A 25,774-nucleotide genomic window follows, 5' to 3' on the forward strand; every position below is an offset into this window, starting at 1 on the left:
ACGGGCGTTGCCATCGTAGAGTCGAAGCTGCCCGACAGAGGGCGTCGGGCGGGGACGGATCCTGGCGGGGATCCGGCCCCGGTTTTTTTTGCACCCGGCGGATCAGTACCGGTAGTTCACCTTCATCCACAAGCTGCGCCCGGGCTCGTTGATGCGCACCGGGTCGGCCGGGAAGCCGAAGTCGGCACTGCCGGCCAGGTTCAGGTGCTCGCTGTAGGCGCGGTCGAACAGGTTGTCGACGCCCGCGCTGAGCTGCAGCTGCGAACTGAAACGGTACGCGGCGTTGAGCGCGAACGTGGCGAAACCGGCACTCGGCCCCAGGTCCTGCGCAACGACATTGCCTTGGCCATTTGCGACACGATGCTGGTGGATCACCGCACGCAGCAGTGCCCCGGCGCTCCAGCGCTGGCCTTCCCAGTTCGCACTCAGGCGCGTTTCCAGCGGCGGCATCTGCGGCAGCGGACGCTGCTGGTCGCGGTTCTCGCCCCAGGCATAGGCCAGCGTGCCCCCCAGTTTCCACTGCTCGGCCACGCTTACCTCCAGCCCCGCCTCGGCACCGGCGATGCGCGCGTCGACATTGCGGGCCTGGCTCATGCCCATCATGCCGCTGCCGTGGTACGTGAACAGGATGTAGTCCTGGATCTGCCCGGCGTACGCCGAAACCCACGCCTGCACGCGCGGTCCCTTGTACTGCAGGCCGACGTCGAGCTGGGTGGTGCTTTCGGGCTGCACGCCGGTGAACGCGTTCACTGCGCCGGCCGGGCCATGGTTGGGCGAGAACAGCTCCCAGTAGTCGGGCATGCGTTCACTGTGGCCGAGCCCGGCGTACCAGGTCAGGCCGTCGGCCAGATCCTGCTCGTAGCGCAGGAAGCCGCTGCCGAGCCAGTCCTTGCGGCGCTGGCCCGCAGTCGGATTGGGCCTGTTCCCCATCATTCCGCGGATCGATTGCCGCTCATCTCGGACGCTGGCGCGGTCGATGCGCAGGCCGCTGATCCAACGCTGATCGGTGCCGGCGCCGAGGGTCAACTCGGTGAACACGCCATAGCGGCGGAAGTGGGCATCGGTCCCCCAGGCGGCCTGGCGGTAGGTGTCGCGGCCCATGCCCATGCGGCCACGATGGCGGCTGTCTTCGCCGTCCACACCCGCCACCAGTTGCACGTCCTGCCAGTGCCACTCGGAACTGACCCGGCCGCCCTGGGTACGGCGGTCCACGTTCGACGCCATCGGCATCGGCATCATGCTGTTGGGATTCGGCGTGCGCAGCGTGTAGTTGTCCATCACGTGGTCGGCTTCGTTGTAGTACACGTTGGCCTGCAACGTGTCCCACGCACCGGGCAGATTTCGTTTTTCGAAGCGCGCGGCATAGCTGGTGCGTTCGAACGCGGCACCGTCCATGCCGCGCCCGGCGTAACGCGCGATGGCATCGCCGGCACCGGCGGAAATCTCCAGCAGCGTGTCGGCATCCGGCGTCCAGCCGATGGCCACGTCGCCATTCCACTTGCGCCACTTCGACGGCACCACGTCACCGTGGCCGTCCTTGTAGTCATCGGCCTCGGAGCGGTTGCCGCTGGCGCGTACATAGCCGGTCGGATTGCCCAGGGTCAGGTCCAGTACCTGGTCATTGCGGTTGCGCGAGCCGACCAGCGCACTGGCATCGGCACGCAGGCCGGGTTCATCGAAGCGCGGCGTGTCGCGCTCGAAGCGCACGGTACCGGCCGAGGCACCTGCGCCCCAGCGCACGCTCTGCGGGCCCTTGATGATGGTCAACCGGTCGAAGCTTTCCGGCGCGATGTAGGACAGCGGATTGTCCATGCGCGACGGGCAGGCACCGATCAGGTTGCCGTCGTTGCTGAGGATGTTCAGGCGCGAACCGAACATGCCGCGCAGCACCGGGTCGCCGTTGGTGCCGCCATTGCGGATGGCAGAGAAGCCGGGAACGGTTTTCAGGTAATCGGCACCATCACTGGCCGGCACCGGCTGCCGCGGCAGGCGTGGGTCGGTCACCCAGTGCAGCGGCGAGGACGGTGCGGCGGCGGTGACCACCATCGTATCGAGGGTACGCGCCTCGTCGGCGGGCGCAGCGTGGGCCAGTGACGCGGCCACGGCCAGGCCAAGGGCAACCGGCAGGCGCGCGCAGGCGCCCGCGGGGCGGGAAGTCATTTTCATCGGAACAGCTCCAAGGTACGCACGCGCGCACGGCGCCCGGTCAGGCGCGTCGTGCGGCAGATTCACGGGGATATCAGCGGACGATGGAGACGCGCGGTGGCCCACGTGCGGCATGTGCGGGCCAGTGCGGTGCGGGCAGCACCCGTTGCGACCACGGGAACACCAGGCGCGGCCGCCACAGCAGCGGCAACAGCAGCACCAGCACCGCCAGCCATGGCAGCAGGCGCATGGCCAGTACGCAGTATTCGCAGGCTTCGCCATGCATGGCGTGGGGATCGGCCGGGCGGTCAGGCGCTGCCGGCGCGGCGCCGTGCTGATCGTGCCCGGCCATGGCCATGTCATGCATGTCGTGACCCATGGCGGCGTGGTCCATGCCCGCCATTGCGGTGTGGTCCATCGGCGGCGCCTGCAGCGCGCGGCTGACCAGGGGCGCAAGCACCATCAGCAGCGTCGCCAGGATGGCGAGCTGGAGCAGAAGGGGCTGCGGGCGGGACAGGCGGGGCACCCCGCTAGTGTAGAGGCGGGTCCAGGGTTGCCCGTGCGACGAACGGTCGCAGGAGGGGGTTTATCGGCAGGGCTTGCAGCCCTGCACCCGCTGAATCAACGTCAACGTCAACGTCAAAAGCGGGCAATCCGTGGGATGGCGGGGTGGGTCCGGTTGCGGGGGACGGCGCAAGTACATCCCTGTAGCCTTGGCCGCGGCATCCATGCCGCGGACACCCCCGCAACCGGACCCACCCCGCCTTCGACAGATTCCCGCGATCTGCTGTAGATCCACGCCATGCGTGGATGAATCTCCATCGGAATCGAATATTTCGAACTGGAATCGAAAAGCATCCACGCATGGCGTGGAACTATCGTGTCGACCAAGGTCGACACCTACCAGCAGCCATCGGGATCTGTCAGAGGTGTGGCGGTGTGGGCAGGCAGGACCGTTGGCGCCATGGATGGCGCCATCGAGCCCCCAAGGATGGGTTTACGGCGTGTCCTGCCTGCCCACACCGCCCCGCCCCCAACGGAAGCCAGCTGTTGCTTCGGCTGTTGCCATTGATTCGGCGGGTGCAGGGCTGCAAGCCCTGCTCGCCCCCCCTCACACCGTGATGGTCTGGGTCAATGACTCCCACGTCGGCGGCACCGGCCAGGCGGCGGCCTGGTTGCCATCCAGCACCCTGCGCAGATCGCGCGGATCAATCTGCGGTGCCAGCACGTGCACCAGCTCCAGCGCGTAATCGCGCAGCACCCGGTCGCGCGGCAACACCGCCCAGGCAATGCACTCGCTGATCGGGCCCGGCGCCGGCCACGAGCGCAGGTCTTCGTCGCTGGAACTGACCGCCATCTCGGCCAGCAGGCCTACGCCCAGACCGGTACGCACATAGGTCTTGATCAGGTCCGCATCGAGCGCGGTCAGCGCCAGGTCCGGCGCCAGGCCGTTTGCAGCGAAGGCGCGCTGCAACGAGGAATTCGGGCGGGTCGAGGATTCGTAGCTGATCAGCGGCTGCCGGGCCAACGCGGCCAGGTCCGGTGCGCAGCCGGCGCGGTCCAGCGGGTGCCCCTTGGGTACCACCACCAGGCGTCGCCAGCGGAACAGCGGCACCGCGATGCCATCGGTGGGCTCACTGCCGGCGGTGCTGATGATCGCGATATCCGCGTCACCCTGGTTCAAGCGGTCCAGCGCGTCGGTTTCACCGGCCTGCTGCAGGTGCACGCTCACCTGGGGATAGGCCTGCTTGATCGCTGCCACCGCCGGCGGCAGCACGAAGCGCGCCTGCGTGTGGGTGGTGGTCAGGATCAGCTGGCCCTGGCTCTCGCGGCGCTGGTTGGCCGCGTAGGTACGGATGTTGTTGGCCTCGGCCAGCACCGCGCGGGCGCGGGCGATCACCTCGGTACCGGCCGGGGTGACCGACTCCAGGCTGCGGCCCTTGCGCACGAACAACAGGAAGCCGAGCTCGTCTTCCAGCTGCTTGAGCTGCTTGGACAGGCCGGGCTGGGTGGCGTGCACGCGCGAGGCGGCCAGCGTGATGTTCAGCTCGGCGTCGGCGATGGCGACCAGGTAGCGCAGCTGGGTCAGCGTCATGGGAGGCGGGCGGCGTGGGGCGGAGGTCCACTCTAGGGTCAATTGCCGTCACCAGCTTATAACCAAAGGTTGTTTAAGAAAGGTATCTGGTCATTTCCGGGCGTCATATGCCGGCGCTACGGTCAGCCGGCAGCCGCTGGCCTGAACAGCCAGCCCTCCCCTTTTGCCCGCCGGCGTCCGGCGCGGCCCTGTTTCCGGAGCGCTTCCATGGCCCTGTACGACTCCATCCTCGATACCGTCGGCAACACCCCCATCGTCAAGCTGCAGCGCCTGGCGCCGCCGCAGGTCAGCGTCTACGCCAAGGTCGAGTCGTTCAATCCGGGCGGCTCGGTCAAGGACCGCCTGGCGCTGGCGATCATCCTCGACGCCGAAGCGCGTGGCCTGCTCAAGCCGGGCGACACCATCGTCGAAGCCACTTCTGGCAACACCGGCGTGGCGCTGGCGATGGTCGCCGCCGCGCGCGGCTACAAGTTCGTGGCGACCATGGTCGAGACCTTCTCGGTGGAGCGCCGCAAGCTGATGCGCGCCTATGGCGCCAAGGTGATCCTGACCCCGGCCGCCGAACGCGGCAGCGGCATGGTGCGCAAGGCGCGCGAACTGGCCGAGCAGCACGGCTGGTTCCTGGCCAGCCAGTTCGCCAACCCGGCCAATCCGGCGTATCACCGCAACACCACCGCCGCCGAGATCCTGCGCGACTTCGCCGGCAAGCGGCTGGACTACTTCGTCAGCGGCTGGGGCACGGGCGGCACGCTCACCGGCGTGGGCGAAGTGCTGAAGGTCGCGCGTCCGCAGACCCGCATCATCGCCACCGAGCCAGCCGGCGCCGCACTGCTGAAGGGCGATGACTGGAAGCCGCACAAGATCCAGGGCTGGACCCCGGACTTCGTGCCCGACGTGCTCAACCGTGATGTGGTGGATGAACTGCTGACGGTGGAAGATGACCGCGCGATCGCCACCGCGCGCCGACTGGCCGCCGAGGAAGGCATCTTCGTCGGCATCTCCGCCGGCGCTACCGTGGCCAGCGCACTGGACGTGGCCGCACGTGCCGAACCGGGTTCAGTGATTCTGGCGATGCTGCCGGACACCGGTGAACGCTACTTCTCCACGCCGCTGTTTGCCGACGTGAATGAGGGTTCCGACGACGACTGGTTGGCCGGCCTGCCGTGACACCCGGGGTCAGAGCCTCTTCCACCCGGAGAAGGATCCGACCCCATCCTGTTACATGCCGGGGGCGGATCCCTTTTCCGCAGGGAAAGGGCTCCGACCCCCTTCTGCTTCAGCCTGCATGAAGGCGTCGCCCGCCATCGTGCGTGAAGGCCGTCGGATCGCAGCGCGTGAGACGGTCATGACGCAGTATCGATGCCCTGTCCCCTACCGTGGGAACAGCCGGCGCAGATGCTGCGCGGATCACCTCACAGGCAGGAGACGGACGCATGAAGATCGAAGTTTGGCAGGGCGACATCACGACCCTGGCGGTGGATGCGATCGTCAACGCGGCCAATGAAACGCTGCTCGGTGGTGGCGGTGTCGACGGCGCGATCCATCGTGCGGCCGGGCCCGCGTTGCTGGCCGAATGCGCGCAGCTGCCGGAGCTGCGCCCGGGCGTACGTTGCCCGACCGGCGAAGTGCGCGCCACCAGTGCTTACGCTTTGCCTGCACGCTACGTACTGCACACGGTGGGCCCGGTCTGGCACGACGGCCAGCGCGATGAACCGGCGTTGCTCGCCAACTGCTACTGGAAGTCGCTGCAGCTGGCCGAATCGCTGGGCGTGCAGTCGATCGCATTCCCAGCCATCAGCTGCGGCGTATACGGCTATCCGCTGTACCAGGCCGCGCAGATCGCAGTGACCGAAACACTGGCCTGGCAGCGCAGCCACGCGCAACCGATGCGCATCGTGCTGGTGGCGTTCAATACCGCTACGGCCAAGGCCTACCAGCAGGCGTTGAGTGCCGCCGGGCAAAGCGCCGACAGCGAACCGCGCGGGTCGATGCTGCCGCCCCTGGGTGACGCGGGTTTTGCCGCCGCGCATTGAATCGCAACGCAGCGCGGAAAGGAAAAGGCCGGGCATTGCCCGGCCTTCTCAGTTGCACCGTTGATGTCATCCACGCATGGCGTGGATCACGCTCAACGACTGGCAGCTTCCACCGCAGCGGCGTCATCGGCCACGGCGGCTGCAGCGTCGGCAGCGGCACGTGCAGCCGAGGCGGCAGCACCCTCGGCGCTGGCTCCTTCCACCTGCACGCGCACCTCGACCATGCCTGCACCATTGTTCAGGCTGGACACGTCGACGGTGTAATGACCGGCCGGCAGAGTCTCTTCCAGGCGCGAGTTGGTACCGTTGCCACCGTCGTCGTCGGTCAGCTCGACATCGCCACCGACCACGCGCAGCACGGTATCGACCTGGCTGGAAATCGCATCCAGGCGCACGTCGGCCGGCCGGTCCAGGGTCAGCAGGAAGCGGCGACGGCCTTCGTTGTCCAGCATGGTGTACACGCTGCCCGACTTCGGCAGGGCGGTGCCATCGCGCTCGACCAGATTCCCCGGCAGTTCGATGCGGGTGGCAGACAGGGTGAACATGCCATTGACACCGCTGCCGAGGCCGCGCGCGGTCAGGGTGTACTTGCCCGGCTTCAGCGACAGGGTCAGCCGCGAGTTGGTGCTGTCGTTACCATCGTCGTTTTCGGCTTCAACGCCCTGGCCCGACAGCTTCAGCACCGGATCGAAGACATCCGACACCAGGCGGATTTCGTACAGGCCGGCCTTGTCCACCTGCAAGGTGTAGTCCTGCGAGTCACTGGCCAGCATGTCCACGATTTCGCCACTGCCCGCCAACGGCTTGCCGTCGTAAGGTTTCAGCTTCTCGGCTCGCAGGCGATACGGACCAAAGGCGGTCGGGCCATCGGCATTGACCGCCACCTGGTAGGTGCCGCCGCCATTGGCACTGAACGCCAGCGAGACGTCGCCTTCGCGTTCGTAACCGGTGTTGCTGGTGGAAACAAGACTGCCGTTGTTGAAAACGGCGATCGAGCCGCTGAGGGCACCAGTGAGCTTCAGGCCGACCAGATCCTTGTCTTCCAGCTTGATCTGGTAGAGCTGGTGATGGCTGCCATCATTGAAGTTGATGCCGCTGCGCGAGGTGATCTCGCCGGACACCGGCTTGTCGAAATCGAGCGACGCGGCCTTGCCTGCCTCTGCGCCGCCGCCGATACGGTTGCACCCGCCGGCGACCAGGACCGTGGCTACGGCCAGTGTGATTGCTGCCAAACGCATGTTGTTTCTCCTTGGCCTTCCATGTGGTTCCCGCGTACCGGCCGGGCACGCGGGGGCGGAAAAGATACCCGCAAAAGCAAACGCCGGCGTGATGCCGGCGCTGCCTTGTTCATCCAGCGATGGGACGGATCAGCCGTTCCACTTGCCCAGCGCAGCCAGGCCGTTGTCCTTGGCACGCTCGTACACGGTCTTCTGGGCGGCTGCGTAGTTGCCCTTCATGTCCTTGGCCCACAGCTTCAGCGCGGCCTGCTGCATGGCGCGGCCGTAGGAGAAGCTCAGCGGCCACGGCAGGTTGCCCAGCTGGTTCATCGCGTTCAGGTGCTCGGTGGACTGCTCGTCGCTCTGGCCACCGGACAGGAACACCACGCCCGGCAGGATGGCCGGCACGGTGCTCTTCAGGCACATCACGGTCGACTCGGCCACTTCCTCGACGTCGGCCTGCTCATCGCAGTTCTTGCCGGAGATGACCATGGACGCCTTCAGGATGGTGCCTTCCAGCAGCACGTTCTGCTGGTACAGCGCGTCGAACAGCGAACGCAGGGTGGCTTCGGTGACTTCGTAGCAGGTCTCGATGTCGTGGTCGCCGTCCATGATCACTTCCGGCTCGACCATCGGCACCAGGCCGCATTCCTGGCACAGGGCGGCATAACGGGCCAGCGCATGGGCGTTGGACTCGATGCAGGTGCCCGACGGAATGCTCTCGCCGATGTTGATGACCGCACGCCACTTGGCGAAGCGCGCACCCAGCTTGTAGTACTCCTGCAGGCGCTCGCGCAGGCCGTCCAGGCCTTCGGTGACCAGCTCGCCCGGGCAGCCGGCAAGCGGGTGCGCACCCTTGTCCACCTTGATGCCCGGAATCATGCCGTGGTCGGCCATGTACTTGGCGAACGGCACGCCGTCCCTGGTCGACTGGCGGATGGTTTCGTCGTACAGGATGGCGCCGGAAATGTGCTCGTTGAGCTTCGGCGTGGTCAGCAGCAGCTCGCGGTAGGCACGACGGTTCTCCTCGGTGTTCTCGATACCGACGCCGGCGAAACGCTTGGCGATGGTAGCGGTGGATTCGTCGATCGCGATGATGCCCTTGCCCGGGGCGACCATGGCCTGGGCGGTTTCGGCCAGCTGTTCGATGCTCATGTATTTCCTGTGGCGGGTGCGGGAAAAACGTAAGTATAGCCCCGCTGCCCGTTGCCCCGGTGTCGAGGCCAGGATGGAAACGATTCCAATGTCCGCGCAGGACAAGGGATGTCCTGCGGCATGGGGTCAGAGCCCCTTTGGGGATCTGACCCCGGGTCGGATCCGCGCAGCGGCTCCGACCCAAGACCGACTGGGTTTACAGATCGCCCAGCCCAATGGCGCGGCCGTCTTCACCCACTTCCAGCAGGCGCAGGGTATTGGTGGCACCGTGGGTTTCCATGTGCTCGCCGCTGGTGAACACGACGCGGTCGCCGGCCTGCAGCAGTTCGGCTTCCACCAGCAGGCGGATGCTGCCGCGCGCGGCTTCGCGCGGGGTCAGGCCGCGGCTGTCGAAGTTGATCGGGAACACATCGCGCATCAGCGCCATCTGCCGGCGCGCGCCATCATGGCGGGTCACCGCGAACACCGGCGCCTTGGCGCGGAAACGCGACAGGTAACGCGCGGTGCCACCGGACTCGGTCATTGCCACGATCGCGCGCACGCCCACGTGCTGGGACAGGAACATGGTGGCCATGGCAATGGCCTGGTCGGCACGCTCGAGGTTGCGCGGCGAAGCGTTGAAGTCGGTCTCGGTCTGGAACTGGCGCTCGGCCCCCAGGCAGATGCGCGCCATTGCTTCGACCGCCTTGACCGGCCAGGCACCTGCAGCGGTTTCGGCCGACAGCATCACCGCATCGGTGCCGTCGATGACCGAGTTGGCCACGTCCAGCACTTCGGCACGGGTCGGAATCGGGCTTTCCACCATCGACTGCAGCATCTGCGTGGCGGTGATCACCACCTTGTTCTGTGCCAGCGAGGCCTTGATGATCTTCTTCTGCAGGCCCGGCAGTTCGGCATCGCCGATCTCCACGCCAAGGTCGCCACGGGCGACCATCACCACGTCGCTGGCCTCGACGATTTCTTCCAGGTTCTCGATGGCCTCGGTGCGCTCGATCTTCGACACCAGCGCAGCATCACAGCCATGCGAGCGGGCGATGTCACGCGCATCGTTCATGTCCTGTGCGTTGCGGCAGAACGACACGGCGATGAAGTCGACACCGATCTTGGCGACGATGCCGATCAGTTCCTTGTCGCGCTCGGTCAGCGCGCCCAGCGAGAGGCCGCCGCCCTGCTTGTTCAGGCCCTTGCGGTCGGACAGCACACCGTCGTTCAGTACGGTATTGATGATGCGTTCGCCCTGCACCTCCACCACCTGCAGCTGCATCAGGCCGTCGTCGAGCAGCAGGACGTCGCCCGGACCCACGTCCTGCGGCAGGCCGAGGTAGCTCACACCCACCTGGGTGGCATCACCCGGGCCGGCGCTGGTGCTGGCGATCAGGTCGAAGCGGTTGCCCGCCTTCAGCTGCACCTTGCCTTCTGCGAAGCGCTCGATGCGGATCTTCGGGCCCGGCAGGTCGGCCAGGATGCCCACTTCCACGCCGACGCGGGCGGCGGCGGCACGCACTTCGGCGGCACGCTTGGCCTGGCCGGACGGGTCACCATGGCTGAAGTTGAGGCGCACCACGTTGACGCCGGCGCGGAAAAGATCCTCCAGCACGCCCGGCGGATCAGTGGCCGGACCGAGGGTGGCAAGGATCTTGGTGCGACGCTGACGCTCGAACATGGTGAATGGGCCTCTCCCGATAAAGAACGGAAATTAGCACATCCTTCACGCCGCATGTATACGGTTACAGCCTTGTGCTGCCTGACTTCGCGGGTCATGGAACGGACATCACCCGGACATACGCTGGCGCAGGGTGTTCTGTAGAGCCGGGCCATGCCCGGCTGCACCGTGGGCCGCAATCAGCCGAGCGTGGGGCCAGCTCTCCAGGCGGGGTGGCTAGGCCAACAGCGTCGTCAGCTGTGCCGGCTCGCGAGCCAGCTGGCCCGCACCGGCTTCGGTCAGTTCGGCCTCACCGCCAAAGCCCCACAGCACGCCCACGCTGCGCAGGCCGTGGTGGCGTGCGCCCTCGATGTCCATGCGGCGGTCGCCGATCATCCAGCACTGTGCGGGCTGCAGCTGCAGGCGGCGCAGTGCCTCCCCGACCAGCTCGGGCTTGTGGCTGCGCGAGCCGTCCAGGGTCGAACCGACGATCTCCTCGAACAGCCCGCCAAACGGCAGGTGCGCAAGGATGCGGCGCGCATGCGGCTCGTTCTTGGCGGTGACCACCGCCAGGCGGTGGCCTCGGCCATGCAGCGTGCGCAGGGTGTCTTCCACCTGCGGGTACACCGTGTGTTCGCGCCAGCCTTCGGCATCGAAGCGCTCGCGGTAATAGCCCACCGCCTGCTCCACCCGCGCTGGTTCGACGAACAGTGGCGTGAAGGTGGTACGCAGCGAAGGACCGATCCAGCCCAGCAGCGTCTCCTCCGGCGGCACCGGATGGTCCATCTTCTGCAGCGCATAGGCGATGCAGGCGGTGATGCCCACCTGCGAGTCGATCAGCGTGCCGTCCAGGTCGAAGAACAGGACATCCTTGCCGTGCCCGGCACTCATGCGCCGCGCGCGTCGAGTGCGGCCACCGCCGGCAGGGTCTTGCCCTCCAGGAACTCCAGGAACGCGCCGCCGCCGGTGGAGATGTAGCTGACCTGCTGGGCGATATCGAACTTGTCGACCGCCGCCAGGGTGTCGCCGCCACCGGCGATGGAGAACGCCCTGGAGCTGGCGATGGCGCGGGCCAGCGCTTCGGTGCCCTTGCTGAAGGCCTCGAACTCGAACACACCGACCGGGCCGTTCCAGACCACGGTACCGGCCTTGTCGATCAGCTGCGCGTACTGCGCCGCGGTCTGCGGGCCGATGTCCAGGATCAGATCATCTTCGGCAACGGCGTCGACTGCCTTCACCTCGGCGACCGCGTCGGGCATGAACTGCTTGGCGGTCACCACGTCCACCGGCAGCGGGATGTCGGCGCCGCGCGCCTTGGCATCGGCCACGATCTTCTTCGCGGTGTCCAGCAGGTCCGGCTCGTACAGCGACTTGCCGACGTTGTAGCCGGCGGCAGCGATGAAGGTGTTGGCGATGCCACCACCGACGATCAGCTGGTCGACCTTGCCGACCAGGTTGGCCAGCAGTTCCAGCTTGGTGCTGACCTTGCTGCCGGCGACGATGGCCAGCAGCGGCTTGGCCGGTGCATCCAGCGCCTGCGCCAGCGCGTCCAGTTCGGCCATCAGCAGCGGGCCACCGGCAGCAACCGGGGCGAAGCGGATGACACCGTGTGTGGAGGCCTGCGCACGGTGCGCGGTGCCGAAGGCGTCCATCACGAACACATCGCACAGGGCGGCGTACTTCTTCGACAGGGCTTCATCGTCCTTGCCCTCGCCGACGTTCATGCGGCAGTTTTCCAGCAGCACCAGCTGGCCCGGCTGGACCTCTACACCGTCGACCCAGTCGCGCACCAGCGGAACCTCGCGACCGAGCAGCTCGGACAGGCGCTGGGCCACCGGCGCCAGCGAATCGGCTTCGCTCCACACACCTTCCTTCGGGCGCCCCAGGTGCGAGGTGACCATCACCGCCGCGCCCTGCTCCAGCGCGCGCTTGAGCGTCGGCAGCGAAGCGGTGATGCGCTGTTCGGAAGTGATGCGGCCATTCTCGATCGGCACGTTCAGATCCTGGCGGATCAGCACGCGCTTGCCGGAGAGGTCGAGGTCGGTCATGCGGACGATGGACATGGGCAACTCTTTGGCTCGGGGACGGGATGCCGGAATGCGGCAGGCGGCCATTGTATCGGGTGCGGGTGGTGGGAGGGTCGATGCCTGCGGCAGGCAGAGGCGTAACTGCAACTGCAACTGCAACTGCAGCAGCAACAGCAACAGCACAGCCAGAGCCAAAGCGCTGGCGCTTCGTGGTGCCGTGAGTGGGCCGGGGCGGTGTGGGCTCGCGGGGGACGCCGTGAATCCATCCCTGGAGGCTCGGGCGCGCCATCCATGGCGCTTACGCCCCCGCGAGCCCAGACCACCCCGGCCTCGACAGGTTCATGAGGCGGAGCGGACGGCGAAAGCAAAGGCGGTTTCTGGTGTCGGAGGGAGATGGAAGGTTGAGCCGAGCTGATGCTCGGCTGGAGATCTCTTGGAGAGCAGCCGAGCGTGGGCTCGGCTCTAGAAAGAGCGCCCAGCCAAGCAGCTTTTGCTCTTCTTTTTTTCTTTCCGTGGGTGGACGCACACGGAAACTGTCAGAGGCCGGGCGGGTGGGCTGGGCAGGGGTATCCGCGCCATGGATGGCGCGGCTAAGCCTCCAGGGACGGATTCACGGCGTCCCCTGCCCTGCCCACCCGCTCGGCCCATCCCCGGGATCGCGCTTTGCAGCCACCCACGAGGGGCTGCGCCGTTCGCTGGAACCTATTCCGAAGGCGCCGGCTTCTGCCGAAGCAGGCTGACCGCCAGGCCGCCAACAACCAACACACCCAGCCCCAGCAACGCCCACAGCAACCACGCCTTCCAATCGTGCTGCGGTTTCAGCGCCGCGTCACCGGCCAGCGGCTCCGGGCTGCCCTCCAGGCGCGCCAGCGTCGGCTGCCACGACGGATCATTGCGCTGCCGCAGTTCCTCGATCAACACACCGATCGGCGCTTCCATGCGGCGCGCGGTCGCGCTGCCCACTGCCAGTGCATACGGCGCTGCCCCCTGGCTCAGGAACACCAGTACTTCCGGCTGGTAGCCCAAGCGCAGGGTCGGTGCGGTCGCAGTTACCGCCGGGTTCGCCACCAGCTTCCAGTAGCGGTCACGATGCACGCCCCCCAGCGGCTGGGCCGCTGATTGCTGGCGCTGGCCCTGCGCGCCCTGCTGCAGTTGGTACGCAATCCATGGCGCACTGCGGCGCTGCCATTCCGCACGCTCGTCATCGCGGCTGAACAACGTCCACTGCACCAGGCTGTTGTCGGTGCTGGTCACATCCACGCGCGCTACCGGGAAACGGCCGTCGAGTTCGAAGGTGTATTCACCCTTGCCCTTCGAGACCGGTTCCAGCGACAGCCACTCCCACGGCAGCGTGGCCGGCGCCGGCGGCAGCTCGGCCAGCACGCTGCGCAGCGTCGGCAGGCGCGCATCGCCCTGCGCCAGCACGCGCAGATAGCGCGCCTCGCCGTCCACCTGCAGGCGGCGCTGCAGCAGGCGCTTGCCAGCACGCTGCAGGTCGACCAGCGGGATGTCACGCCCGATCGGACGCCAATGCTGCAGGTCGTCGCTGGCATCCAGCTGCACCTGCGCTTGCAACGGCTGTCCGCTGTCAGCCCAGTCCAGCACCAGTGCCGCCAACGGTTGCTGGCCGAGCACGCTGGCATCGATCAGCCAACCACCCTGCCCGTTCGCTGCCGCACCGCCGCTCACGCGTGCTTCGACGCGACGGACACGGCCATCGGTATCGCGCTCGGTCAGCAACTGCAGATCGTTGCGCTGTGCTTCGGCCAGCGGCGGCAGCGCGAACCACGGCAGCTCACGCTGCACCGGCGGCTGTGCCAGCGGCTGGTCCGGCGCCAGCAATGCCGATGGCAACGATTGGCCGGCGGCGTTGAACACCTGCAGGTCACCCAGGTCTGCGGCACCTGCACGGCGATAGATCGCCGGCTCCAGAACCACCCTGTACGCACCGGACTGTGCGCTGGACAGCGTCAACGGCCACTGCTCGGCGTACTGCGTGCGGTAGTCGGCGGCCTGCACCGCGACGGCGGCCAGCATGCCGAACATCGCCGGCAGCAGCGCCCTGCTCCACTTCCTCATCGTTTTTCCTCCATGGACGGCGCCGCGCTGGGCGGTGCCGGTGCCAGATAACCCACGACCGTGCACAGCAGGCCGTAGGCGATGAACGATGCGATGCCCAGCAGGTTGCCCAGGTGCTGGCGATCGACGATGACCAGCTTGGCCAGCACCACGCCCATCAGCACGGCACCGACCATCCACAACACGCGCTGGCCACGGCGCGATCCCCACACCCAGGCAATCACGCCAAGCACGCTCCACAGCACGGTCAGGCTGGTCTGCGCCAGGCTGGAACGCATCATCGACGCACTCCACGACAGGCCGCCCCACTGATGCACGCCATGCAGCACCACGCTGGTCAGCGCGACGAACGTTGCCAGTGACAGCAGCGGCATGCGGATTCCCGACAGGGTCTTCGGCGCCTGATCGCTGTACAGCCAGCGTGCAAGCAGCAACAGGCTCAGCCACTGTCCGAGCTCGGCCGGATTCAATACCGGCAGCCAGAGCAGCGGCGCAGCATCGCCCGGCAGCAGCTGTCCGAACAGCCAGCCGATCGACAACAGGCCGAACAGCACGCACTGCAGCGGCTGGCGCACGCGATCGAACGCTGCACCCAGCGGCCAGCGAAGCGCATTCCAGCGCCACAGCGACAGCGCCGCCATCAGCAGCCACGGCACCGTCACCAGCAACGTGGTCCAGCCCTGTGCCAGCCCGGCCTCGCCACCGCCCCACAGGGCCAGCAGCGAAAGCAGAGACGGCCACAACAGCCACCACAGGAACTGCGCGATGCTTGCCACGCTGTCGCCCCCCTGGCGCAGGCAGAGCAGCGTGCGCACGCCCATCACCGCGAACACCGCCCAGGCCAGCGCACCGTAGCCGGCGAATGGCTGATGGTGCGCGTCGCTCTGCATCAGCGCCAGCGGGAAGCCCAGCGCCAGCATGGCCAGCGCGGTCACGCCCAGTGCGCGTGCCGGCTGACGGCGCTGCATTTCGGCGGCCAGCCAGGCAGTGACGGCGGCCAGCACCAGCAACGCGTCCACTTCGGCGCGGTACGGGAAGAAGCGGGTGATCTCATGCACCATGCCGCCCAGCCACCACAGCAGGCCCCACAGGTAGTAGACCAGGGCGATCTCGTGGCGTGACCTGCGCTGGTAGCTCCAGGCCGACGCGAAGCCGGCCAGGGCCAGCAGCAGCGCCCCGATGGCAGTCGGATTGATCAGGAAACGCAGGTCCTCATGCCAGTGATCGCCACCGGCCACGAAGGCGAACGCAGCGCCCATCTGCAGCAGCGCGCCGGACACCTGCGGCAGCCAGCGCTTCTGGCGCAGGCCCAACCAGGCCAGTCCGGCGCCTTCCAGCGCGAAGACCGCGCCGGTGGCCCGCGCCGACAAGGCCAGCGGCACCGCCAGCGTGGCAAAGCCCACCGCCAGCACCGCGTGCGACTGCGCCAGCACGGTGTACGACGCGCGCCTGATCAACGCCCACGCCAGCGCCGCGTAGATCGCGGCCAGGCCCACTGCGCACAGCGCCAGCGTCATCGGCTGCTGGTACAGCATCCCCGCCTGCAACGAGAACGCGACCAACGGCGTACCGAACACCAGGCTGCCATCGACCAGGTCACGCTGCCCGGCGGGCTGCCGGCGTGCGTAGAGCAACGGGATCAGCAGGTAGAAGGCGAAGAACAGCAGCAGGAACGGCTCGGTGCTGCTGAACTTGTCAGGCGCGTACTGCAGCACGCCCCAGAACGTGCCGATACCGAAGGTGAAGGCGAAGCCCAGCAGGTTCAGCGCGCGCCACGGTCGGAACCAGGCAATGGCGAAGATGCCGGCGTTGAGCACGGCGTAGTAGCTGAACAACCCCACGTGGTTGCCGCTGCCGGTGGACAGCCACAGCGGTGCCATGAAGCCGGCGAGGATGCCCAGCACCGCCAGCGTACGCGAGTTCTGCACCACCGCCAGCACGCACAGCGCGGCCACCAGTGCAATGGAGCTGACGAAGGCGAAGCCCGGCGGAATCAGCTCGAAACGCTTGAAGGCCGCGAAGATGGTCAACAGCAGCACGCCGATGGCACCGCCCTGCAAGGCCAGCGCAAACAGGCGCCGGCGCTCGCGCTGGTGCCAGCCGAACGCCAGCAGGCCCAGTGCACCGACGGTCACACCGGCCAGGCGCAGCTCGATCGGCAGCACCAGCCAGCCCTGGTCGCTGACGTACTTCAGCAGCGCAGCGACACCGGCCAGCAGCACCAGCATGCCGATCTTCACCGGCACGTTGCCCTCGGTGAACCAGCGCTTGACCGCGCCACTGCCGCGCTCGATGAAGTTCGGCAGCGCCGGTCCGGAAGGCAACGGTGGCTGCATCGGCGCGGGTGGCACCGGCGGTGGTGCGATCGGGCGCGGCGCCTCCGTTGCCGCAGGCACCGCTTCGCGCACCGGCGTTGGCTGAGGCGGAGGCGGAGGCGGAGGCGGTGCAGCAGCCGCCACCGGCCGCAGGAACGGTGGATCGGCACTGGCCACAGGGGGGGCCGCAGGCCGTTCAGGCGCGTGCATGGCGGCGACCGGCGCGGCAGCCATGGCGCTTTCCAGCGCGGCGACGCGGCGGCGCAGGCCGGCAATCATCACCAGCGCCACCACCAGCAGCAGCGGGATGGCCAGCAGGACCAGTACGACCAGGGCAATCAGTGCTTCCATTGCGTGCTTCCATAGCGTTCCCGCGCCCCAGCGGCAGCGGTCGACCGGCCCATGCTACGACAGGGCCGGCCCCATAAACGACGAACCCCGGCCAGGCCGGGGTCCGTGTGCGATCTTCGCCGGCCTTACTTGGCGGCGATGACCTTGGCCATTTCCAGGCACTTGTTCGAGTAGCCCCACTCGTTGTCGTACCAGGTGACCAGCTTGACGAAGGTGCCGTCCAGGGCGATGCCAGCGTCGGCGTCGAACACCGAAGTGCAGGTTTCGCCGCGGAAATCGGTGGCCACCACCTTGTCTTCGGTGTAGCCCAGGATGCCCTTCAGCGGGCCTTCGCTCTGTGCCTTCACTTCCGCGCAGATCTCGGCGTAGGTGGCTTCCTTTTCCAGTTCGACGGTCAGGTCGACCACCGACACGTCAGAGGTCGGGACGCGGAAGCTCATGCCGGTCAGCTTCTTGTTCAGTTCCGGGATGACCACGCCGACGGCCTTGGCCGCACCGGTGGACGACGGGATGATGTTCTCCAGGATGCCACGGCCACCGCGCCAGTCCTTGTTGGACGGGCCATCGACGGTCTTCTGGGTGGCGGTTGCCGCATGCACGGTGGTCATCAGGCCGCGTTTGATGCCCCACTTGTCATTGATGACCTTGGCCAGCGGGGCCAGGCAGTTGGTGGTGCACGAGGCGTTGGAAATGATCGCCTGGCCGGCGTAGGTCTTGTCGTTCACGCCGTAGACGAACATCGGCGTGTCGTCCTTCGACGGCGCCGACATGATGACCTTCTTGGCGCCGGCATCGATGTGCTTCTGCGCGGTTTCCTTGGTCAGGAACAGGCCGGTGGCTTCCAGCACCACGTCGGCACCGACTTCATCCCACTTCAGGTTGGCCGGGTCGCGTTCCTGGGTCAGGCGGATCTTCTTGCCGTTGACCAGCAGGTCGTTGCCCTGCACTGCCACGTCGGCCTTGAAGCGGCCGTGCACGGAGTCGTACTTGAGCATGTACGCCAGGTAGTCCGGCTCCAGCAGATCGTTGATGGCCACGATTTCGATGTCGTCGCCGAAGTTCAGCACCGCCGAGCGCAGGACGTTACGCCCGATGCGACCGAAACCGTTGATACCAACCTTGATTGCCATTTCTCAAGCTCCTGCGGCCGCTACGGGTGCGGCGGGATGGATAGGGCCCACAAGTCTAGCAAACCGGGGCTGGCCACCGTGGGCCAGCGCCCGGGCCAGAGGGCCGGCGGACAGGATTTGATCCGGATCAAAGCGTTAGCACGGCGTGAGGCCGAGACTGTCGCCATCCACCCAGCAACGAGATCACCCCCATGCGCAAGACCTCCCCCCTGATCCTGGCCGGCCTGGCCGCCGCCCTGTCCCTCGCCGCCGCCCCGGCCATGGCCCAGTCCAAGGGCGACTGGACCGTCTCGGCCGGCGTCCACCAGGTGGCGCCGAAGTCGAACAACGGCTGGCTGGCCGGCCACACGCTGAAGGTCGACGTCGACAACGACGTCAAGCCGACCATCACCGGCGAGTACTTCATTGCCGACAACCTGGGCATCGAAGTGCTGGCCGCGCTGCCGTTCAAGCACGACATCAACATCAATGGCCTCGGCCGCGTCGGCAGCACCAAGCAGTTGCCGCCGGTGGTGACCCTGCAGTACCACTTCAACAGCAAGGGCAAGGTCTCGCCGTTCGTCGGCGCGGGCGTGAACTACACGACCTTCTTCAGCGAAGACACCACCGGTGCGCTGGCCGGCAGCAAGCTGAAGCTGCAGGATTCGTGGGGCCTGGCCGCGCATGCGGGCATCGACTTCGCGATCGGCGAGAAGGGCGCCCTGCGTGTGGACATGCGCTGGATCGACATCGACAGCAAGGTGAAGTTGAACGGCGAGAAGATCGGCACGGTCAACATCGATCCGCTGGTCTACGGCGCGTCGTACGTCTTCAAGTTCTAAGCGGTGTGTTGGGCGCGGGGGCTTCGCCCCCGCTCCCCCGCCATACGCAAAACCCTCGCAGCATGTTGCCCCGGTGATTGCCGGGGCTTTTTTTGTGCCTGGGACTGAAGCGGTTCCGGAGCTGGGGCGAGGCGGGGAGCAGAGCCGGGACACGCCGCGCCTCCCGCTGCGCTCCCGCTTCGGAACTGGGACGCACCGCTTTTCAATCCACCTACCCCGCTAGAATGTGCACATGAAAGCCCTGCATTCCCTGTTCCTCGCCGCCGCCCTGGCGCCGGCCCTGCTGTCCGCTTCCGCCCCGGCCCATGCCTGGGGCGCACAAGGCCACCGCCTTGTCGCCGAAGTCGCCGACGCCCGCCTCAATCCCACCGCCCGTGCCGAAGTGGATCGCCTGCTGGCCACCGAACCGGACGCCACGCTGGCCAGCATCGCGCCCTGGGCCGACCAGTTGCGCGCCAAGGATCCGGGCCTGGGCCGTCGCTCGGCCGGCTGGCACTACGTCAACATCGCCGAAGACAATTGCCATTACGAAGCACCGAAGCACTGCAGGAACGGCAACTGCATTGTCGAGGCGCTGAAAGCACAGAGCGCCATCCTCGGCGACCGCAGCCTGACCGATGGCGAGCGCCTGCAGGCGCTGAAGTTCGTCGTGCACCTGGTCGGCGACATCCATCAGCCGATGCACGCCGGTTACGCGCACGACAAGGGCGGCAACGATTTCCAGCTGCAGTTCGGCAACCGCGGTACCAACCTGCACTCGCTGTGGGACAGCGGCATGCTCAACACCCGCAAGCTGGACGACGCGGGCTACCTGCCGCTGCTGCAGAGCCAGCGCGCGCCGAAGCTGGCGCGCCAGTCCAACCCGCAGCGCGACCCGCAGACGTGGGCCGAGGCCAGCTGCCGCATTTCCATGCAAGCTGGCGTTTATCCGGCCACGCGTAAAATCGGTGACGAATACACCGAGCGCTACCGGCCGCTGGCCGAAGCGCAGCTGCGACTGGCCGGTGAAAACCTGGCGCAGTTGCTGAACCGCGTGCTCGGCGCGCGCTGAGGAGGATTCCAATGTCAGTCCAGGTGCAGTCGTTCTTCCACCGTGACAGCAATACCTTCAGCTACCTGGTCAGCGACCCGGCCAGTAGCGAGGCAGCGCTGATCGACCCGGTCCTGGACTACGACCCGGATACCGACGCCAGCAGTGAAGCGCCGCTGCATGCCGCGTTGCAGGCCATCGAGCAACACGGCCTGCAGCTGCGCTGGCTGCTGGAAACCCATGCCCACGCTGACCATGTGTCGGCCGGGCGGCGCCTGAAGCATCGGTTCCCGCAGGCCACGCTGGCCATCGGCGAAGGCATCCGCGCGGTACAGGCAACGTTTGCACCACGCTATGGCCTGCAGCTTCCTGCCGCAGATGAAATCTTCGATCACCTGTTCAGCGACGGCGAAACCTTCGCTCTGGGCGAACTGCGCTGCCAGGTGATCGCCGTGCCCGGCCATACCAGCGACAGCATCGCCTACCTGATCGACGATGCGCTGTTCACCGGTGACTCGCTGTTCATGCCCGATGGCGGCACCGCCCGCTGTGACTTCCCGGGTGGTGATGCCGCGCAGCTGTACCGCTCGATCCAGCGCCTGCTGGCCCTGCCCGATGCAACGCGCGTGTTCGTCTGCCACGACTACGGCCCGGGTGGACGCAGTTTCGCCAACGAAACCACCATCGGCGAACAGCGCGCGCACAACATCCACGTGCATGACGGCGTAGCCGAGGCGGAGTTCGTCAGCGTGCGACAGGCCCGTGATGCCATGCTGGAAGAACCGAAACTGATGCAGCCCGCAGTGAAGGCCAACATCCAGGGCGGGGCCTGATCGACGCCGCTGTACTGGCCGGGCATGGCCCGGCGCCACCCGGCATCACGCGCGATCATTTTCCCTGCGTGCGGACCGTCTGCCGGCCCTTCACGACCTCGAAGGTGAAGGCGTACTGCAGGGTGACGGCCACCGGTTCGACCCGCTCGGCACTGCGGCAGTCGCCGCGATCTGCCGGCACTTTACCTGCCGCGAAGTGGCAGACTGCGGCAGACGAGTACTTCCACATGGCAACCGCCTCCTGCGCTGCCTGCAGCAAGGGCGCATTCTCCGGTGCCTCACCCGCACTGCATTCGCTGCGGTCGGTCAGCGGGATGCTGCGCTCAACGCTGCCCTGCGCATCCACCACCACCTGCAGGCAGACCGTAGTCGGCGGCAGCGAGGTGCGTGGATCACGCTCGCCCACTACCGGGTCCGGTGCCGTATGCAGTTGTGGCATGCGGTAGCCTTCGCTGGCGGCCAGTGCGTAGGGCTGGATCTGGCCGGTCCCTCCCCCCGCATCGGGTCGCAGGCGCTGGTGACCGACATTCTCGCTGCGGGTATCGGCCGTGGTCAGGCGATCCTGGGTTGCACATCCCGCCAGGAGCACGGCCATCATCAGCAGCGGCGCTCGCTTCACTTCGTGTCCTCGGTGTCATCCATGGCGTAGGTAATCGGGACGCGCACGGCACCGGCCACCGGCTTGCCGTTCTTCACTGCGGGCCGATAGCTCCAGCTGCGCGCCGCAGCAATCGAGACAGCATCGAACACCCCCGGATTGGTGGCGCTGAGCACCTGGACGTCGGTGGGATGGCCTTGGGCGTCCACTTCCACGCGCAGGTTCACCACGCCCACCTGGCGCTGCTCGACCGCAGATTTCGGATAGGACGGTGGCGGCATCTTGTCGACCTGGATCTCCCGGTCCATGACGGACCCTGCCGCGCCTCCCGCGCCTCCGCCCTGGCTGGCCCACGCCACCGCTCCCATTCCCAGGCACACCCCGACCACCAGTACCTGTCCCGACACCCACGGCAATGCCTTCCGCTTGGACTGCTTCAACATGGCGATGCGCTCCTTCAACACGGGTTGGCTGCGCCAATGGCAGACCGCGGGCGCAACCGGTTGGACCAGCTGCGCCTTCAGCAGCGTGCTGGCGTAGAGGCCGCGCAGCGCAGGCTGCGGGCCGATGGTGCGGGCATCGCAGGCCAGTTCCTGGTCGCGCAGGAAGCGGCGTGCGGCCCAAGGCAGCAACGGGTGGAACCAGAACACCGCGCGCACCAGCAGCAGCGCGCCGTTGGCCCAGTGGTCGCCATTGCGACGGTGGCTGCGTTCGTGCTGCAGGATCAGGTGCTGTTCCTGTGCACTGAAGTGCTGGTCGAAGTCAGGGCCGACCACGATGCGCGGCCGCCACAGGCCAACCAGCGCTGGCAGGCCCGGGTCGCCGCTCGCCTGCCAGCTACCATCGGTGCGCGGCGTCAGTGGACCCATGCTCCGTTCGAAACGGCGCTGCGCACGCAGGTCGCGCAGCAGGCAGAGGCCCATGCCCACGGCCCAGAATGCCAGCAACAACCCGGCCCATGGCAAGGACTGGCCGGCCGCGCCATCAATGGCACCGGGCAGCACTTTCAGCGGCAGCGTGGGTACCTGCTGCAACAACGCAACCTGCGGCAACGGCAGCATCAGTGCCACCAGCAGCATCGGCAGCAGCCACCAGCTGCGGTATGCCAGACCAGCGCCCCCCAATCGCACCAGCAGCGGCCGCATCACCGCCAGCAGGACCGCGCCCACCGCCAACCACAGGCTGGCCTGCCACACTCCGTTGAGCAGCTCAGTCATGGTCCAGCTCCTGGATCAGTTTCTTCAGTTCGGCGATGTCCTGCGCACTCAACTGGCCGCGTTCGCTGAAGTGCGCGACCAACGGCGCAACGCGCCCTTCAAAGACACGGCCGATGAAGTCCTGGCTCTGCGCCTCCACCCACGCCTGGCGCTGCAGCAGCGGCCGGTACAGGTAGCGCCGGCCATCACGTTCGGCAGCAATCGCGCCCTTGGTCAGCAGACGATTGAGCAGGGTCTTGATGGTCGGTTCGGCCCAGTCGCGGTGGGCCAGTGCGGCTACCACTTCATCGGCGCTACGCGGTGCCTGCTGCCACAGCACATCCATCACAACGGCTTCGGCTTCGCTGATCGGGGTCATGGTTTACATCCGTAATCGACGCAACGATTACGCGCGTAATCGAATCGTCTGTCAAGCCCCTCGACTCCAGGTTCATCCCGGCTGCGCCAGCATCGATGCCTCCCGCTCCAGGCCCCGGATGAAAGCGCTGCCCAAGAAGGATTTCCCGGTCGAGCAGGCCCGCCGCTTCCTCGAACCTGGCCCGATCGTGCTGGTCAGTACCGCCTGGCGTGGCCAGCGCAACCTGATGACGATGGGCTGGCACATGGTGATGGGCTTCTCGCCGTCATTGGTCGCCACCTACCTGTGGGACGCGAACCACAGCCACGCGCTGGCCCGTGGCAGCGGCGAGTGCGTGATCAATGTGCCGGGCGTGGAACTGCTCGACACCGTGGTGGACATCGGCAACTGCAGCGGCCGCGAGGTCGACAAGTTCGCCCGTTTCGAGCTCGATGCGCTGCCCGCGCGCGAGGTCGGCGCGCCGCTGGTCGGCCAATGTCATTCGAGCTTCGAATGCCGACTCTACGACGACAGCCAGGTGCAATCGAGCAACCTGTTCATCTGGGAAATCGTGCGCGCCCACGTCGCGCCCCGGCCGAAACTGCCGCGCACGGTGCATTACCGGGGCGATGGCCAGTTCATGGTGTCTGGCACCGAAGTCTCGCGTCGACGGCGGTTCAAGCCCGACATGCTGTAATGCCAGCACTCCCCCACACGCAGGACCGCCGCGCATGACCGAACACCTCACCGACCTGGACGCCGCCGTCGACTGGTTGTTTGCGCGCGTGGACGGGCCGCTGCGGATCGGGGCACCGCTGGCACTGGGCAAGCCGCATCGGCTGCTCAATGCCCTTTATGCACGCGTCGAGCACGATCCATCGCGACCGCTGCAGCTGTATACCGCGCTGTCGCTGAACCCGCCGAAGGCGCGCGGCAACGGCCTGGAAGCGCGCTTCATGGCGCCGTTCGCGCAGCGCCATTTCGGCGACGATTTCCCGCGCCTGGCCTATGCCGATGCGATCGCGCGCGATGCACTGCCGGCACATGTGCAGGTGGAAGAGTTCTACATGCAGTCCGGCGCCCTGCTCGGTTCGCGCCAGGCGCAATCCACCTATACCAGCCTGAACTACACCCACGCCGCCGATGCGGTCGCGCAGCGCGCGCCGCAGGTGATCGTGCAGAAGGTGGCGATGCGGCCGAACGATCGCCGGCTTTCGCTGTCGTGCAACAACGACATCACCCAGGACACGCTGGATGCGATGACCGCGCGCGGGCTGCCGCGCCCGTTGCTGATCGCCGAGATCGATCCGCAGCTGCCTTACATGGGCGGCTCGGCCACGGTCGATGTGTCGTTCTTCGATCTGGTGATCACCCCGCCGCCGCCGTACCCGGCGCTGTTCGGGCTGCCGCGGCAGCCGGTGGGCGATGCCGACTACGCCATCGGCCTGTACGCCAGCACGCTGGTGCGCGACGGCGGCACCCTGCAGATCGGCATCGGCACGCTGGCCGACGCGCTCAGCCATGCGCTGGTGCTGCGCCACACCGACAACGCGCGCTACCGCCGCGTGCTGCATGCGCTGGATCCACAGCTTGCCAGCCACCCGCTGGTGCAGGAGATCGGCGGACTGGATCCGTTCGAGGTGGGCCTGTACGGCTGCAGCGAGATGCTCAACGAAGGCTTCCGCCGGCTGGTGCAGACCGGGGTGATCAAGCGCAAGGTGCACGACGACCTGGCGCTGATGCAGCGCATCGAGAACGGCAGCACGCTGTCCATCGACCACGCCACCCTGGCCGCCGAGGGCGAGTACCTGCACGGCGCGTTCTACCTGGGCTCGCCGGAGTTCTACGAGTGGCTGCGCACGCTGCCGGAAGACGAATGCCGTGCGATCGGCATGCGCCGCATCAGCGAAATCAACCAGCTGTATGGCGGCAACGAGACGCTGGAGCGCCTGCAACGCCGCCATGCGCGCTTCTTCAACTCCTGCATGATGGCCACTGCACTGGGCGCGGCCGTGTCGGATGCGCTGGACGACGGACGTGTGGTGTCCGGCGTGGGTGGCCAGTACAACTTCGTGGCGATGGCACATGCCCTGCCGGAAGCGCGCAGCGTCTTGATGTTCCGCGCGGCGCGCGATGACAAGGGCCAGCGCGAATCCAACGTGCGCTGGAACTACGGGCACACCACCATCCCGCGCCACCTGCGCGACATCTACCTCAACGAATACGGCATCGCCGACCTGCGTGGACTGACCGACGAGGACTGCGTGCATGCGATGACGGCGATCACCGAGGCCCCGTTCCAGAGCGGCCTGCTGCAGCAGGCACAGGCCTCGCGCAAGCTGCTGGCAGCCACGCAACCGGATCCGGAGCGCCAGCAGCGCAACACGCCGCAGGCACTGGCGGCGGCACTGGCACCGTTCCGCGCCGACGGCAGCCTGCCGGACTATCCGCTGGGCAGCGACTTCAACGAGATCGAGCAGGTGCTGGTGAAGGCGCTGGGTTGGCTGAAGGCCAACACGCAGACCCGCGGCGACAAGCTGCGCACGGTCTGGGCGGCTCTGCGGCAACCGGCCGGCGACGGCGATGCGGTGTACCTGCAGCGCATGGGCCTGCAGGCCCCGAAGGATTTCGCCGAGCGCCTGGACGCGCGACTGCTGCGGCTGGCGCTGGCGCGTACCGCCTGAGAAAAGGGGACGGAGGGGATTAAGTCGCATGTGCACAAACGACTTAATCCCCTCCGTCCCCTTTT

The 25,774-nt window shown here is 67.2% G+C and carries 21 protein-coding genes; 7 read left to right on the forward strand and 14 right to left on the reverse strand.

Translation table 11 applies throughout. From position 1 onward, the window contains the following. Positions 1-102: 102 nt before the first annotated feature. The 3 genes from AC5P60_RS11840 to AC5P60_RS11850 all read right to left on the reverse strand — a co-directional run bounded on the left by AC5P60_RS11840 (position 103) and on the right by AC5P60_RS11850 (position 4,240). A complete protein-coding gene (locus AC5P60_RS11840) occupies positions 103-2,166 on the reverse strand; it encodes a TonB-dependent copper receptor (protein WP_483693658.1) in 2,064 nt (687 codons plus the stop codon). A gap of 73 nt (positions 2,167-2,239) precedes the next feature. Beyond that, positions 2,240-2,671 (reverse strand): DUF2946 domain-containing protein, encoded by a 432-nt coding sequence (locus AC5P60_RS11845; RefSeq protein ID WP_033834416.1) that lies wholly within the window; start codon positions 2,669-2,671, stop codon positions 2,240-2,242. Positions 2,672-3,256: 585 nt separating this feature from the next. After that, the gene (locus AC5P60_RS11850) at positions 3,257-4,240 is read right to left on the reverse strand and encodes a LysR family transcriptional regulator (RefSeq protein ID WP_483693659.1); all 984 of its coding nucleotides are present in this window, start codon (positions 4,238-4,240) and stop codon (positions 3,257-3,259) included. 207 nt (positions 4,241-4,447) lie between these two features. Between AC5P60_RS11850 and cysK the strand changes: the two genes are divergently transcribed. Both cysK and AC5P60_RS11860 read left to right on the forward strand, forming a co-directional pair. Then, positions 4,448-5,407 (forward strand): cysteine synthase A, encoded by a 960-nt coding sequence (gene cysK / locus AC5P60_RS11855; RefSeq protein ID WP_005410829.1) that lies wholly within the window; start codon positions 4,448-4,450, stop codon positions 5,405-5,407. Between the two features lie 266 nt (positions 5,408-5,673). Next, positions 5,674-6,273 carry an O-acetyl-ADP-ribose deacetylase gene (locus AC5P60_RS11860; protein ID WP_049406609.1) on the forward strand — a complete coding sequence of 200 codons (600 nt, stop codon included), beginning with the start codon at positions 5,674-5,676 and terminating at the stop codon, positions 6,271-6,273. Positions 6,274-6,365: 92 nt separating this feature from the next. On the opposite strand, the gene AC5P60_RS11865 is transcribed toward AC5P60_RS11860, so the two are convergent. The 8 genes from AC5P60_RS11865 to gap form a co-directional block, all read right to left on the reverse strand. Next, positions 6,366-7,511 carry an ABC transporter substrate-binding protein gene (locus AC5P60_RS11865; RefSeq protein ID WP_495201743.1) on the reverse strand — a complete coding sequence of 382 codons (1,146 nt, stop codon included), beginning with the start codon at positions 7,509-7,511 and terminating at the stop codon, positions 6,366-6,368. A gap of 129 nt (positions 7,512-7,640) precedes the next feature. Continuing rightward, on the reverse strand, positions 7,641-8,645 hold the full coding sequence (locus AC5P60_RS11870; protein WP_005410832.1) for a class I fructose-bisphosphate aldolase: 1,005 nt from the start codon (positions 8,643-8,645) through the stop codon (positions 7,641-7,643). 196 nt (positions 8,646-8,841) lie between these two features. Beyond that, positions 8,842-10,308, reverse strand: coding sequence for a pyruvate kinase (gene pyk, locus AC5P60_RS11875; RefSeq protein ID WP_005410833.1), 1,467 nt, complete (start codon positions 10,306-10,308; stop codon positions 8,842-8,844). A gap of 216 nt (positions 10,309-10,524) precedes the next feature. Continuing rightward, positions 10,525-11,178: an HAD hydrolase-like protein gene (locus tag AC5P60_RS11880; protein ID WP_111187921.1), complete on the reverse strand. Its 654-nt coding sequence runs from the start codon at positions 11,176-11,178 to the stop codon at positions 10,525-10,527. Next, a complete protein-coding gene (locus AC5P60_RS11885; RefSeq protein WP_012481128.1) occupies positions 11,175-12,350 on the reverse strand; it encodes a phosphoglycerate kinase in 1,176 nt (391 codons plus the stop codon). The genes AC5P60_RS11880 and AC5P60_RS11885 overlap by 4 nt, the downstream gene beginning before the upstream one ends. Positions 12,351-13,016: 666 nt before the next feature. Further along, positions 13,017-14,393, reverse strand: coding sequence for a DUF3999 domain-containing protein (locus AC5P60_RS11890; RefSeq protein WP_495201744.1), 1,377 nt, complete (start codon positions 14,391-14,393; stop codon positions 13,017-13,019). Next, a complete protein-coding gene (locus AC5P60_RS11895) occupies positions 14,390-17,059 on the reverse strand; it encodes a DUF2339 domain-containing protein (RefSeq protein ID WP_495201745.1) in 2,670 nt (889 codons plus the stop codon). The genes AC5P60_RS11890 and AC5P60_RS11895 overlap by 4 nt, the downstream gene beginning before the upstream one ends. A 125-nt stretch (positions 17,060-17,184) precedes the next feature. Beyond that, positions 17,185-18,189: a type I glyceraldehyde-3-phosphate dehydrogenase gene (gap, locus tag AC5P60_RS11900; RefSeq protein ID WP_005414333.1), complete on the reverse strand. Its 1,005-nt coding sequence runs from the start codon at positions 18,187-18,189 to the stop codon at positions 17,185-17,187. A 191-nt stretch (positions 18,190-18,380) separates the two neighbouring features. Here gap and AC5P60_RS11905 point away from each other — a divergent pair, with 191 nt between their 5' ends. The 3 genes from AC5P60_RS11905 to AC5P60_RS11915 all read left to right on the forward strand — a co-directional run bounded on the left by AC5P60_RS11905 (position 18,381) and on the right by AC5P60_RS11915 (position 20,873). Further along, positions 18,381-19,010: an OmpW/AlkL family protein gene (locus AC5P60_RS11905; RefSeq protein WP_005410839.1), complete on the forward strand. Its 630-nt coding sequence runs from the start codon at positions 18,381-18,383 to the stop codon at positions 19,008-19,010. A gap of 232 nt (positions 19,011-19,242) precedes the next feature. Further along, positions 19,243-20,061, forward strand: a complete 819-nt coding sequence (locus tag AC5P60_RS11910) for a S1/P1 nuclease (RefSeq protein ID WP_024958473.1) — start codon at positions 19,243-19,245, stop codon at positions 20,059-20,061. Positions 20,062-20,072: 11 nt separating this feature from the next. Continuing rightward, complete coding sequence (locus tag AC5P60_RS11915; RefSeq protein WP_322535007.1) at positions 20,073-20,873, forward strand: MBL fold metallo-hydrolase; 801 nt, start codon at positions 20,073-20,075, stop codon at positions 20,871-20,873. A 55-nt stretch (positions 20,874-20,928) separates the two neighbouring features. Here the strand turns inward: AC5P60_RS11915 and AC5P60_RS11920 are convergent, their stop codons facing one another. The 3 genes from AC5P60_RS11920 to AC5P60_RS11930 are packed head-to-tail and all read right to left on the reverse strand — an operon-like array spanning position 20,929 to position 23,046. Further along, on the reverse strand, positions 20,929-21,492 hold the full coding sequence (locus AC5P60_RS11920) for a hypothetical protein (RefSeq protein WP_024958475.1): 564 nt from the start codon (positions 21,490-21,492) through the stop codon (positions 20,929-20,931). Continuing rightward, on the reverse strand, positions 21,489-22,688 hold the full coding sequence (locus AC5P60_RS11925; protein ID WP_049404053.1) for a M56 family metallopeptidase: 1,200 nt from the start codon (positions 22,686-22,688) through the stop codon (positions 21,489-21,491). The genes AC5P60_RS11920 and AC5P60_RS11925 overlap by 4 nt, the downstream gene beginning before the upstream one ends. Continuing rightward, positions 22,681-23,046, reverse strand: a complete 366-nt coding sequence (locus AC5P60_RS11930) for a BlaI/MecI/CopY family transcriptional regulator (RefSeq protein WP_033834928.1) — start codon at positions 23,044-23,046, stop codon at positions 22,681-22,683. The genes AC5P60_RS11925 and AC5P60_RS11930 overlap by 8 nt, the downstream gene beginning before the upstream one ends. Before the next feature lie 118 nt (positions 23,047-23,164). Here AC5P60_RS11930 and AC5P60_RS11935 point away from each other — a divergent pair, with 118 nt between their 5' ends. Continuing rightward, on the forward strand, positions 23,165-23,722 hold the full coding sequence (locus AC5P60_RS11935; protein WP_033834929.1) for a flavin reductase family protein: 558 nt from the start codon (positions 23,165-23,167) through the stop codon (positions 23,720-23,722). Positions 23,723-23,756: 34 nt separating this feature from the next. Continuing rightward, positions 23,757-25,709, forward strand: coding sequence for an acetyl-CoA hydrolase/transferase C-terminal domain-containing protein (locus AC5P60_RS11940; RefSeq protein ID WP_033834930.1), 1,953 nt, complete (start codon positions 23,757-23,759; stop codon positions 25,707-25,709). Positions 25,710-25,774: the final 65 nt, after the last annotated feature.

It is taken from the genome of Stenotrophomonas sp. YJH_SMC_120 (assembly GCF_059368675.1).

Excerpts from the sequence above, each read along its gene's own strand:
- AC5P60_RS11885 (WP_012481128.1), bottom strand. The coding sequence starts at position 12,350 with ATGTCCATCGTCCGCATGACCGACCTCGACCTCTCCGGCAAGCGCGTG.
- AC5P60_RS11890 (WP_495201744.1), bottom strand. The coding sequence starts at position 14,393 with ATGAGGAAGTGGAGCAGGGCGCTGCTGCCGGCGATGTTCGGCATGCTG.
- AC5P60_RS11870 (WP_005410832.1), bottom strand. The coding sequence starts at position 8,645 with ATGAGCATCGAACAGCTGGCCGAAACCGCCCAGGCCATGGTCGCCCCG.
- AC5P60_RS11850 (WP_483693659.1), bottom strand. The coding sequence starts at position 4,240 with ATGACGCTGACCCAGCTGCGCTACCTGGTCGCCATCGCCGACGCCGAG.
- cysK (WP_005410829.1), top strand. The coding sequence starts at position 4,448 with ATGGCCCTGTACGACTCCATCCTCGATACCGTCGGCAACACCCCCATC.
- AC5P60_RS11865 (WP_495201743.1), bottom strand. The coding sequence starts at position 7,511 with ATGCGTTTGGCAGCAATCACACTGGCCGTAGCCACGGTCCTGGTCGCC.
- AC5P60_RS11915 (WP_322535007.1), top strand. The coding sequence starts at position 20,073 with ATGTCAGTCCAGGTGCAGTCGTTCTTCCACCGTGACAGCAATACCTTC.
- AC5P60_RS11930 (WP_033834928.1), bottom strand. The coding sequence starts at position 23,046 with ATGACCCCGATCAGCGAAGCCGAAGCCGTTGTGATGGATGTGCTGTGG.
- AC5P60_RS11905 (WP_005410839.1), top strand. The coding sequence starts at position 18,381 with ATGCGCAAGACCTCCCCCCTGATCCTGGCCGGCCTGGCCGCCGCCCTG.
- pyk (WP_005410833.1), bottom strand. The coding sequence starts at position 10,308 with ATGTTCGAGCGTCAGCGTCGCACCAAGATCCTTGCCACCCTCGGTCCG.
- AC5P60_RS11860 (WP_049406609.1), top strand. The coding sequence starts at position 5,674 with ATGAAGATCGAAGTTTGGCAGGGCGACATCACGACCCTGGCGGTGGAT.
- AC5P60_RS11910 (WP_024958473.1), top strand. The coding sequence starts at position 19,243 with ATGAAAGCCCTGCATTCCCTGTTCCTCGCCGCCGCCCTGGCGCCGGCC.
- gap (WP_005414333.1), bottom strand. The coding sequence starts at position 18,189 with ATGGCAATCAAGGTTGGTATCAACGGTTTCGGTCGCATCGGGCGTAAC.
- AC5P60_RS11940 (WP_033834930.1), top strand. The coding sequence starts at position 23,757 with ATGACCGAACACCTCACCGACCTGGACGCCGCCGTCGACTGGTTGTTT.
- AC5P60_RS11895 (WP_495201745.1), bottom strand. The coding sequence starts at position 17,059 with ATGGAAGCACTGATTGCCCTGGTCGTACTGGTCCTGCTGGCCATCCCG.
- AC5P60_RS11840 (WP_483693658.1), bottom strand. The coding sequence starts at position 2,166 with ATGAAAATGACTTCCCGCCCCGCGGGCGCCTGCGCGCGCCTGCCGGTT.
- AC5P60_RS11935 (WP_033834929.1), top strand. The coding sequence starts at position 23,165 with ATGAAAGCGCTGCCCAAGAAGGATTTCCCGGTCGAGCAGGCCCGCCGC.
- AC5P60_RS11880 (WP_111187921.1), bottom strand. The coding sequence starts at position 11,178 with ATGAGTGCCGGGCACGGCAAGGATGTCCTGTTCTTCGACCTGGACGGC.
- AC5P60_RS11925 (WP_049404053.1), bottom strand. The coding sequence starts at position 22,688 with ATGACTGAGCTGCTCAACGGAGTGTGGCAGGCCAGCCTGTGGTTGGCG.